We start from the raw sequence: 10,416 nt of genomic DNA, 5'->3' as shown, positions 1-10,416 counted from the left end.
AAAGGCCAGCAGGCAAAGAAGATCGAGCGCCGCGTGAAGCGCCGCCGAAAGAAACAGGATTAGGAGAATGGGGAGTCAAGTATATAATTCCCAAAAGAAGAACAACGGCACGAAGAAGACGGCGAGCGCTGTGGCGGTGAACATGCCTCCGACAACACTTCGGCCGATGGCATTCTGGCCGCCCGATCCCGCACCGGTGGACAAGGCCAGAGGCAGAACACCGAAGCCGAATGCCAAAGAGGTCATCAGGATCGGGCGCAAGCGCAGCTTCGCCGCCTCGTAGACCGCCGTTGCCGCATCGAGCCCGGCGCGCATTCTTTCCTCCGCGAACTCGACGATCAGGATCGCATTCTTTGACGCCACACCAATAGTCGTGATGAGACCCACCTGCAGATAAATGTCGTTGGCCAGACCGGTCAGCCAGGCTGCCATGAGAGCGCCGATGGCACCGATCGGCACGACGAGGATGACGGCGAACGGCACCGACCAGCTTTCGTAGAGCGCTGCGAGCGCGAGAAAGATGATCAGGATCGACAGGGCGTAGAGCGCCGGGGCCTGCCCTCCTGCGAGACGCTCTTCATAGGATATGCCGCTCCATTCGAGGCCTATGCCGGGCGGTAGCTGCCTCGCCAGTTCCTCCATCCGATTCATTGCCGCGCCGCTGCTGTAACCGGGCGCCGGTGCGCCGAGGATTTCGACAGCCGGACGGCCATTGTAACGCTCGAGGCGCGCAGGACCATAACCCCAACTCGTGTCGGCGATGGCCGAGATCGGTACCATCTGGCTTGATGAGCCCCGGACATAGATGTCGCCGATGTCGGCAGGATTGCTGCGATAGGCAGCATCTGCCTGGACCATGACCTTTTTCACCCGACCACGGTCGAGAAAGTCGTTTACATAACTTCCGCCGAGCGCGGTCGAGATGGCATCGTTCACGTCGCCCTGGTCAAGACCGAGCGCACCTGCTCGCGCCTGATCTACATGCAACTTTAACTGCGACACGTCTTCAAGACCGCTTGGCCGGACCTGGGTTAACACAGGGTCCTTTCGAGCCAGTTCAAGCAGCTCGTCGCGCGCGGCGATCAGCCGGTCATGTCCAAGGCCGCCCCTATCGGTCAGCTGAAGATTGAAGCCGGTTGCATTTCCCAGTTCGAATACGGCCGGTGGAATAAAGGATATCGCGGTACCGCCACGGATTTGCGCGAGCGCCTTATTGGCCCGCTCGGCAATGGCCGACGAGGTATTTTCCTTTCCAGGCCGCTCGCTCCAGTCGCGAAGTTTCAGAAACGCGGCGGCAACATTCTGACCCTGTCCGATGCCGTCGAATCCGGCAACGCTGAACACGGTTTCTACATTGTCCTTTTCACCAGAAAGGAAGGTGCTTTCAACCTGGCGCATGACATCGGCCGTCTGTTCCATGGTCGAACCGGTCGGCAGCACCACTTGGGCCATCATCATGCCTTGGTCTTCATCGGGAAGGAAGCCGCCCGGTAAGCGCGCGAATAGTATGCCCAGAACGGCGATGACGAGCCCATAGACCATCATTGATCGTTTCCAGTTCCGGTTAACCGCATGCACGCCTTCACCGTAGCGTTCAATACCGCGATCAAACGTCCGGTTGAACCATCCGGAGAAGCCCCTGCGTTCGTTGTGGATGCCATTGGACGGTTTCATGATGGTCGCGCAAAGTGCGGGCGTGAAAATGAGTGCGACGACCACCGAGAGCGCCATCGATGTAGCGATCGTGATCGAAAACTGCCGATAGATGATGCCGGCCGAACCGCCGAAGAACGCCATCGGCAAGAACACGGCCGCAATTACCACGCCGATGCCGACAAGTGCGCCGCTCAGTTCATCCATGGACCTGCGCGCGGCCTCGACCGGCGAGAGTCCCTCCTCCTGTATCAACCGCTCGACATTCTCGACTACGACGATGGCGTCATCCACCAGCAGGCCAATCGCCAGCACCATGCCGAACAGTGTCAGGCTGTTGATCGAGTACCCCAGGGCAAGCAGAATGGCGAAAGTGCCCAGCAGGACGACTGGCACTGCAATGGTCGGGATGAGCGTGGCTCTGAGATTTTGGAGGAACAACAGCATGACGAAGAACACGAGCACGACTGCTTCGATAAGCGTGTGCACAACCTCTTCCACCGACAGCTGAACGAAGGGGGTTATGTCGTATGGATAGTCGATCCGGATATCGGGTGGCAGATCCTTTGACAGCCTGGCGATTTCGGCCTTCACTGCTGCAATCGTATCGAGAGCGTTTGCGCCTGCCGCGAGAGTGATGGTCAGCCCCACGGCAGGCTTGCCATTGACGCGGGCGTCGAAGTTGTAAAGTTCGCCTCCGATTTCCACCCTCGCGACATCGCCGAGGCGTACTGTCGATCCGTCCGGGTTTGTGCGCAAGAGGATGTTGCGGAACTGTTCGGGCCGTTCCAGGCGCGATTGCGCGGAAACCGTAACATTGAGCGCTTGCCCCGGCTGGGCAGGAAGATTGCCGATCTCGCCTGCCGAGACCTGAGCGTTCTGCTTGCGAATTGCATCCTTGATGTCGCCAAAGGTCAGCTGAAGATTGGCCAACTTGATCGGATCCACCCAAACCCGCATTGCGTATTGCGTGCCGATGATCTGCGTCGTGCCCACACCCGTGATGCGGCTGATCGGATCCTGTAGCTTCGAGCCCATGAGATCGCCGAGGTCGGTCTGGTCATGACTGCCATCGGCCGAGCGCAGCGTGACAATCAAGGCAAAGGCCGACGACGACTTCTCGACCTTCACCCCCTGCTGCTGCACTTCCGGCGGCAGCAGCGCCATCGCCTGTTGGACCTTGTTCTGGACCTGTACCTGGGCGGTGTCGGGATCGGTGCCCTGTTCGAATGTGATATTGGTCGCCAGATTGCCTGCCGAATCGCTCGTGGAACGGAAGTAGCGCATGTGATCGATGCCCTTGAGCTGCTGCTCGATCACCGCCGTGGTCGAATCGTTCAGCGTCTTGGCATCGGCCCCCGGATAAAGCGTGCTGATCTTGATTACGGGGGGCGCGATCGTCGGAAACTGGGCGACAGGCAACGCACGAATAGCCAGCGCGCCCGCAAGCATCGCAACAATAGCCAATACCCACGCAAAGATCGGGCGATCAATAAAGAAGCGGGACATCGACTTTTACTTTCCCGAAGCCTGAGAGGCTTCAGCGGCCGTTGTTTTCTTCGAGGAGAGTTGAAGAATCTTGGGCCGCACCGTTTCCCCCAGACTGGCGCGTTGGCGTCCTTCGACGATGAGCTTGTCTCCCTCGTGCAGCCCCCCCGTGATCACCCATCGATTTCCAATCGCGGAACCAGCAGTGACGATGCGCTGCTCTACCTTGTTATCCTTTCCGATCACCAATGCGTGGGCGCGGCCGCGCTCGTCACGGAATATCCCCTGTTGCGGCGCGAGAATGGCTTGCTGACGCACTCCGTCGATCAACTTAGTACGCACATACAGTCCAGGCAGCAGTTCCCCATCGGGATTCGGGAAAGTGGCTCGTAGGGTGACCGCCCCCGTCTCAGGATCAGCGGTAATCTCTGAAAACTTCAATCTGCCTTCCAGCGGATAAGCCTTGCCGTTAGGCAACAGCAGAGTGACACGGGCGCCTTCGGCGGACCGGGACAGCCCGCCAGTTCCCATGGCATCGCGAATGTCGAGAATTTCGGACGCCGATTGCGCCATATCGACGTAAACAGTGTCGGTGCGCCGGATCGTGGCGAGCGGTTCCGTCTGCCCCGCTTGCGCAAGCGCGCCGCGGGTGAACAACGAGCGGCCGATCTGTCCGGAAATGGGGGCTCGCACCCGGGTGAAGCCGAGATTGACCTTGGCGGCCTCGACGGCAGCGCGCTGCGCAGTAACGTCCGCGCGCGCCTGCGCTGCAGCCGCCTCTGCATCATCGGCCTCCTGCCGGCTGACGGCGTTGATCTCGACCAGATCACGATAACGCTCCGCCTGCAGCCGCGTTGCGTTTATCGCCGCCTCTGCACGCGCGAGCCTCCCTTGCGCGTTCGCCAATGCGGCCCGATAGGGCGCGTCCTCTATCTGATAGAGAACTTGCCCTGCTCGCACGAACGCGCCCTCTTCGAACATCATTCGCCGAATCACACCATCCACTTGCGGGCGCACTTCGGATGTTTCGACCGCCACGATCCGGCCAGGCAGTTCGCTCGTCATGACTGCGGATTCTGCTTTGAGTACCACGATGCCGACTTCGGGAGGAAGTGCCTCCTGCGGCTCCGACGCGCTGCATGCAGACAGCAACAAACCGCAGGAAAGCAGAGCGATTTTGAATGGGCTGGGCAAGGGCATTTGGGGAACGTTCCTAATCCGCATAAAAAAGGAATGAGCGCTCACTCCATAATGCTGCAGTGCATTAGTGTTGTTGCGTACGCTTGGCAACAGCTTAATTGAGAACAACCATCTGGCGGGCCGCGTCACGCGGAATAAACCCGGGCATATCGTGAATACTGAATGCCGTTGGCAATCGAAGTGCCCTGCAGTTCACAACGCCCCAGTAGGAGGCGACTTATGACTGTCCGCCGGGCGGATTAAGATGCATTCTTCGCCAATGCAGACGCTGGTGCGATGCGCCCTGCTAATTATGCTACCTCAGGGTATCCTAGGCAATTGCGGTAGGATCAGCCGATAGAGTCGGAAATTTCCGCATTTCAGCTCGTTACAAACCAGGCTCAGCAAAAAATCCCTGTCAAAGTCTTTTTTAGATTGAGGGCGAAAGACCCAGTGCCCGTATCAACACACAGGCCGCGTTCTCGCTGGTCACGTCTATATCGACGCATCGCGAAATCGCCGTACGATGACCAAGGCCGATAAAGCATGCCATCATGATATCGACATAGGCGCCTAGTTCAGCCTGACCCACATCAGGCCGTGCGCTAGCAGCGAGGTGCTGGATACCGTCCCGGTAAACGTCGATCATCGGTTCAAGCCGGTCTGCGACGGAACTGTTGCGGCATGCTCCTGCTAAAATTTCGTAGAACAGTCCTGCATCCTCGCCTTTCAGAGCGGTCCTGGCGACAGCCCTGATCGCCTCGACCATCGAGATTTCGCTCCGTTCGACGGCAGCGAAGATTTCACGCATTTCGCCGACGCGATCACCGACATTTTTCTCGACGATTGCGAGGACGATGTCATCTTTGTCTTCGAAGAGACGGTATATCTGGCCAACACTTACTGATGCCGCAGTTGCAAGCTTGTCAGTGGTAGTCCCGTGAAAGCCGTGTGCTCCAAACAGCCTGCGTGCAGCGTCAATAATTCTGTCTCGCGGCGCGTTCCCCTTGGCATCCCTTTTTGAAGGCTGGTTCATTCTCTCTCCTTCCGACCGCTACCCTTACAACTCCGCAGCCGCCTGTCAGCCTTCTTTTTCGTCCCCGCATTAGAATACGTCCCGAGGCAAATGCGTGAATGCCGCATATGTCGCACCAATCAGTCATAACAATGGCGACAAAATGCGTAGTGCTATCCGAAGGCTTGACCAACCTGAAAATAACACCTATTCACTCGGAGTGAGCGCTCATTCTTTTATGAGTGATTTTGGCAGTTGCGATGTCGGCCACACGCAATTCTAAGCGCAACTTGTCGCTCGCATTGCTTGATTGGGCAGGAACTGGTGTGCCTCCCGAAGTGCCAGGCACTGCCCCCTGCCAGTCGGTGTACCTAGCCCCCCTTGGTCGACATCGGCTGGCAGGCGATGGGAGAGAAAATGACCTAAGGCTGTAAAGCGACGTGCGATGCAACGTTTCGACGAAAGTCGATTAGAGTGCCGCAATTCAATCCCGGGATGTTCGGGGCGTCGAAAGAACGGTTTCCTAGTGGAGTCAAGGCGACTCAAAGAACCCGAACCTCCCGAATTTTCGATGCAGTCGTCGTGGAGCGCAATTTATAATAAAAGAACCGCAACCGAATCCTAGTGCGGAATGGTTGGCGGTGGGAGGTTTTGTGCCGTTTAATATCCGCCAACTTCGTTACGCGATTGCGGCGGCGGATCACGGCAGCTTCTATCGGGCCGCCCGCGCCCTTGATATCGAGCAATCAACCTTGAGCAGGGCGGTCCTCAAACTGGAACGATCAATCGGCACTGAACTCTTCGTCAGAACCCGCGCAGGCGTTACCGTCACCACAATCGGGAGACGATTCCTGCGAAATGCCCGCACCATGGTCGCCAACGCGGATCGCATGCTCGCCGCGACCAGAGCGGCCGGTAAGGGGCGCGCCGGTGGCCTTACGCTCGGGTTCAACAGTTCGGTATCCGCTGGCAATCTTCGCGCTACGTTAGTCGCGGCAAGGCAAGAGAACCCTGATGTCGAGATTGACGGGATCGAAACGGGTCGTAGCGCGCTTTTCGCAGGACTCGATAGTGGCGAGATCGATATCGCCATCCTCATGGGCGAAGTTCACCGCGACGACTTCCGCCACGCTTCGTTCTGGAGCGAGCATGTCTTTGTCGCGATGTCGAACTGCCATGCGCTGTCGGAGCGCGATGTCGTCAACTGGGTGGATTTGCGCGACCAACGCTTCGCGCTCCCAACGGCCGATCCCGGCCCGGAAATCCGCGACATGCTGATCGGGCGGCTCTGGCAGTCGGGCGCGCGTCCGGACATCGAGTTACACCCCGTAAACCGCGAGACGATCCTGAGCTTTCTTGGCGAGACTGGGATGTTGTCGGTCGCCTGCGAGGGCGCGACCGGAGCGCTTTATCCTAACGTCGTCTATCGGCCTGTGCATGGCGAACAAGGACCGGCACTCGTCGCCTATTCTGGATACTGGCGGGATGACAACGCCAATCCTGCCTTGAAGCGATTCCTGGCCTTCGTCCGCAAGCGCTATGCGCTCTCGTTCGAGATTGGCACACCGACCACCGAGAACATTCAGCCTTCGGGAGAAGCACCATGACGCAAGGCAAAACCGTCATCATCATGTTCGGCGTGCTCGTGATCGGGTTCGGCGCGGGGTTCGTGTTACGACCTGTCGATGCTCCTCCGACATCAACGACCGCGCCCTTGGCGCCAAAATCCACTGAAGCGCGCGGCGTCCAGTATTTCGAGGCCAATATCGACGACGCGCGGCAAATCGTTGAAAGGTGCCGCGAGAGCTCGGTTCGCAATGCAGAATGCGCCAACGCCGAAGAGGCAATCATCAAGGTCGAGGCTGAGGAGCGCCGCCGCCGGTTTCTCGGCGGCTAACTGCGGATTTGGCCGAGCGCCGATGTTTGGCGAACCCGCGATCCGTGGCCATGAACCGCTCGATCATCGGCCTGACCAGTTTGTCCGGCGACACGGCATCGCCGCCAGTCTCGGCGGCGAGCGCAGCGGCGTAGGTGATAAGATCACGATGTACGGCGGCAGGGAGCTCAACGGTCAACTTGACCGGCTTGTCATCGACCAGCGGCCCCAGTTTGAGTTTCGTCATCGCATCTCTCCGATGGGCTCAAGGACAAGGTCGCGCGTCAGGATCACGCGGAGCGGATGGCCGGGTCGTATGGTGAGCGTGGACTGGATATTGAGCTGTCGATCCACCATCCGTTGTCCGGTCTGATTGATCGTGTCCTGGCTGCCGCGCCGCAGCGCACGGACGAGATCATCGTCACCGTCCGCCCCGAGTTCGGCGCCGATGCCGAGCAGCGTTGAGATGGCGGCAGCGCGTAACAGATTGCCCAAATGCTGGTTCACGCCGTCCTGCAGACCGGCAAACCCGGCGCCGTCTGCGGCCGGCTGGCGATCAAGCGCGATCGAGCGCCCGCCGGGGAGGATTAGCCGGTCCCAAGCGAGCAGCACGCGGGTCTGCCCGGCGGCGATATCGCTGTCATAGTTGCCGATGAGCCGCGATCCCTGTGGAATCAGCAGGATGCGACCCGTCGGACTGTCATAAACATTGGCGGTTACCTGGGCGGTGATCTGTCCGGGAAGATCGGAGCGGATCCCCGTAATGAGCGCGGCCGGAATGATGCTGCCAGCCTGGACGACGTTCGGCGATAGGGGCCTTGTCAGCCGTTCAGCGCTGGCCGTGCGTCGGTCGGACGCGCGCTCTAAGAAGGCGCGCCTGTTCGACGCATTGCTTTGCGCTGCAGCCACAGGCTGTGGCCCGGCATCCGAGCCTGCGGGAGCGACAGTCAGGCTCGGGAACGACGGATTGGCTTCTGACAGCACCCCTCCGCCACCGGTTCCACCGAGAAATACATTGCTTGTGCGCGCGGCGTCGCGTTCCTGTGCGGCACGCTGACGAGCGGCCTCGGCAGCCTGCGCGCGTGGATCAGGCGGCGGCACCTGCGTGCCGACCGGCGGCAGCGGCACATCCTCAGCCCGCTCCTGAGCCGCGACGATCGGTCCGCCAAGATCGCCGGGAAGCGGCGGGCCGAGCTGGGGAACTTCTGCATAGTCTCGTGGACCCGAGGTGATGGTCTCGGCTTCGGAGCGGCTCTCGACATTGAAGAGCTCCTCCGATGGGCGGTCTTCGCTGGGTAGCAATGCGTAGATCAGCGCGCCGCCAACGCCGAGCCCCGCGATCCCGCCGATGACGGCCAAAGCCCTACGCGACAGGCGCACGACACGCGGCGCATCGCCCCGCAGCTGAAACGGTCGCGGATCGGCAGGCGCGCGTAGCGGAATTTCGTGCGATTGGTCCAGCTCATCCGCCCCATCCGGGTCGAACGCGATCTTGTCCTGATCGTCGCTCATCGCCGCCGCTCCAGGCCATCGGCGCGGATTATCCGTACGCGCCGCTCACTGCGGCGGTCGCCCAAGCGCAGCTCGGCGGCGGCAAACAGGCGGTCGACCACCATGTAGCGGCCATGCACGCGGTAATTGACGAGTTCAGCATCGCCCGCCGCACCGGTCACGAAGAGCGGCGGCATCTCGCCCTGCGCAATCCCTTGCGGAAACTCGATGAACACCTGCCGCCCGTCATCGAAGGCGCGCAAGGGTGTCCAGGGAACACGGTCGCCCTCGATCCGGTAGCGGAAATTGAGCGAAGCGATATCGACGCCGCTCGCCACCGGCGCGGTCGCCGCCGCTGCGGCATTGGCACCGCGAAGCGCGATCAGCTCGTCCTGCGGATAGGTCCAGGAGACCGAGGCCATATAGGTCGACGGCGTCGCCCGCAGTTCGAGATGATAGGTGCGCCGGTCGGTGTTGACGACGAGATTGGTGGCGAGATCCGGACGAGTCGGCTTGACGAGGATATGGACACGCGCTGCGGGTCCGCTGCCGCTCACCGTATCGCCGATGATCCAGCGCACCGTATCGCCCGCCGCGACCGGTCCCGGCCCGACCAGTTGTTCGCCTTCTTGCAAGGCGATGTCGGTCACCTGCCCGGGCGCTGTATAGACCTGATAGAGCGCGCCGTCAGTCCAGGGGTAGAGCTGGATCGCGTTGAGGAACCCATCGCGTACCGGCTGCACCCGCGCCGCATCGTTGGCGGCGCCGATGCGGCGGCGCGGATCGGCGGGTTCGGGTTCCGGCTCGCCGTCCGGCACCGGTTTCAACTGGCCGGGCAGCGGCAGCGGTTCAGGGATTGCGACCACTTGGACCGGTCGCGCCGGCTCGGGCGCAGACAATACCAGGATTTCCTGAGGTGGATCGTCATAGGCAATATCCGGCGCATCGGAGGTGGTGGCGCAGCCGGCAAGGCCAATCGCGGAGACGAGCAACGTCGCTGGAGCAGCGCGTTGAATTGATGGGTGCGTCATTGCGACAGCTCCTTCGACCAGTTGAGGGCGTTGACGAATATGCCAAGGGGGTTCTTGCGCAGCGCGTCAGGCGTGCGCGGCGGCTGCACGACGGTCGTGAGGATCGCCGACCAGCGTTCGGTGGCGGTGAGGCTCCCGTCCTGATAGCGGCGCTCGGTCCAGGCGACGCGGAAGCTGTCGGGCGAGGCGCGGATGACGCTGGAGACTTCGACCGCGACCTGCACTCTGCCGACCTCGGCGAGGGGGTCGTTGGCGCGGGCGTAATCGTTCAAGGCCAGCGCGCCGCGATCGGTGGTAAAGTCGTAGGCGCGCAGCCAGTTCTGCCGCACGATCACAGGATCGGCGGGAACCGAGCGCACCTGCTCGATGAAGCGCGCCAGATGGAACGCGATCTGCGGATCGGTCGGGCTGTAGCCGGCCTCGGCGGGCGCGACCGCCTGCGCCTGCCCGAGCGCATCGACCTCGACCACCCAGGGCACGATATGTCCGCGCGCCGATTGCCAGACGAGTCCGCCCGTAAGCACGCCTGAGAGGGCGAGCGTTCCAAAGAAGGCGAGCCGCCAGTTCTTCGCTTGGACGCGAGCCGAACCAATGCGGTCGTCCCAGGCCTGTGCCGCGCGCTGGTAGGGGGTCACCGGTTCGGGCGTCTGGCCGTAGCGGATGGAGGGTCGTTGGAACATTGC

The 10,416-nt window shown here is 61.1% G+C and carries 9 protein-coding genes; 2 read left to right on the top strand and 7 right to left on the bottom strand.

All coding sequences use genetic code 11. The annotated features are described in order from the left end of the window. Positions 1-75: 75 nt before the first annotated feature. The 3 genes from CHB69_RS12420 to CHB69_RS12410 form a co-directional block, all read right to left on the bottom strand. On the bottom strand, positions 76-3,162 hold the full coding sequence (locus tag CHB69_RS12420) for an efflux RND transporter permease subunit (protein ID WP_089216309.1): 3,087 nt from the start codon (positions 3,160-3,162) through the stop codon (positions 76-78). 6 nt (positions 3,163-3,168) lie between these two features. Further along, a complete protein-coding gene (locus CHB69_RS12415; RefSeq protein WP_089216308.1) occupies positions 3,169-4,341 on the bottom strand; it encodes an efflux RND transporter periplasmic adaptor subunit in 1,173 nt (390 codons plus the stop codon). Between the two features lie 409 nt (positions 4,342-4,750). After that, positions 4,751-5,356, bottom strand: a complete 606-nt coding sequence (locus tag CHB69_RS12410) for a TetR/AcrR family transcriptional regulator (RefSeq protein ID WP_089216307.1) — start codon at positions 5,354-5,356, stop codon at positions 4,751-4,753. Positions 5,357-5,988: 632 nt separating this feature from the next. Here CHB69_RS12410 and CHB69_RS12405 point away from each other — a divergent pair. Next, on the top strand, positions 5,989-6,942 hold the full coding sequence (locus CHB69_RS12405) for a LysR family transcriptional regulator (protein WP_141133982.1): 954 nt from the start codon (positions 5,989-5,991) through the stop codon (positions 6,940-6,942). Next, positions 6,939-7,232, top strand: coding sequence for an EexN family lipoprotein (locus tag CHB69_RS12400; RefSeq protein ID WP_089216305.1), 294 nt, complete (start codon positions 6,939-6,941; stop codon positions 7,230-7,232). Before CHB69_RS12405 ends, CHB69_RS12400 begins: the two co-directional genes overlap by 4 nt. On the opposite strand, the gene CHB69_RS12395 is transcribed toward CHB69_RS12400, so the two are convergent. Genes CHB69_RS12395 through trbF form a run of 4 tightly spaced genes read right to left on the bottom strand, consistent with a single transcriptional unit; the run spans position 7,186 to position 10,413 of the window. After that, complete coding sequence (locus tag CHB69_RS12395; RefSeq protein ID WP_089216304.1) at positions 7,186-7,458, bottom strand: DUF2274 domain-containing protein; 273 nt, start codon at positions 7,456-7,458, stop codon at positions 7,186-7,188. The two genes, CHB69_RS12400 and CHB69_RS12395, sit on opposite strands and share 47 nt — an antisense overlap. Then, positions 7,455-8,723 carry a TraB/TrbI/VirB10 family type IV secretion system protein gene (locus tag CHB69_RS12390; RefSeq protein ID WP_089216303.1) on the bottom strand — a complete coding sequence of 423 codons (1,269 nt, stop codon included), beginning with the start codon at positions 8,721-8,723 and terminating at the stop codon, positions 7,455-7,457. The genes CHB69_RS12395 and CHB69_RS12390 overlap by 4 nt, the downstream gene beginning before the upstream one ends. Further along, entirely contained in the window at positions 8,720-9,733 is a 1,014-nt protein-coding gene (gene trbG, locus CHB69_RS12385) for a P-type conjugative transfer protein TrbG (protein ID WP_089216302.1), read from the bottom strand. Before trbG ends, CHB69_RS12390 begins: the two co-directional genes overlap by 4 nt. Then, the gene (gene trbF / locus CHB69_RS12380; protein WP_089216301.1) at positions 9,730-10,413 is read right to left on the bottom strand and encodes a conjugal transfer protein TrbF; all 684 of its coding nucleotides are present in this window, start codon (positions 10,411-10,413) and stop codon (positions 9,730-9,732) included. The genes trbG and trbF overlap by 4 nt, the downstream gene beginning before the upstream one ends. Positions 10,414-10,416 lie beyond the last annotated feature (3 nt).

The sequence above is a fragment of the Sphingopyxis indica genome (genome assembly GCF_900188185.1).
Lineage (GTDB): Bacteria > Pseudomonadota > Alphaproteobacteria > Sphingomonadales > Sphingomonadaceae > Sphingopyxis > Sphingopyxis indica.
Note: the sequence above shows the minus strand (reverse complement) of the source record. Positions and strands in the feature narration are given on the sequence as shown.

Coding starts and splice junctions, on each gene's coding strand:
- CHB69_RS12420 (WP_089216309.1), bottom strand. CDS start 3,162: ATGTCCCGCTTCTTTATTGATCGCCCGATCTTTGCGTGGGTATTGGCT.
- CHB69_RS12415 (WP_089216308.1), bottom strand. CDS start 4,341: ATGCCCTTGCCCAGCCCATTCAAAATCGCTCTGCTTTCCTGCGGTTTG.
- CHB69_RS12410 (WP_089216307.1), bottom strand. CDS start 5,356: ATGAACCAGCCTTCAAAAAGGGATGCCAAGGGGAACGCGCCGCGAGAC.
- CHB69_RS12400 (WP_089216305.1), top strand. CDS start 6,939: ATGACGCAAGGCAAAACCGTCATCATCATGTTCGGCGTGCTCGTGATC.
- CHB69_RS12395 (WP_089216304.1), bottom strand. CDS start 7,458: ATGACGAAACTCAAACTGGGGCCGCTGGTCGATGACAAGCCGGTCAAG.
- CHB69_RS12390 (WP_089216303.1), bottom strand. CDS start 8,723: ATGAGCGACGATCAGGACAAGATCGCGTTCGACCCGGATGGGGCGGAT.
- trbG (WP_089216302.1), bottom strand. CDS start 9,733: ATGACGCACCCATCAATTCAACGCGCTGCTCCAGCGACGTTGCTCGTC.
- trbF (WP_089216301.1), bottom strand. CDS start 10,413: ATGTTCCAACGACCCTCCATCCGCTACGGCCAGACGCCCGAACCGGTG.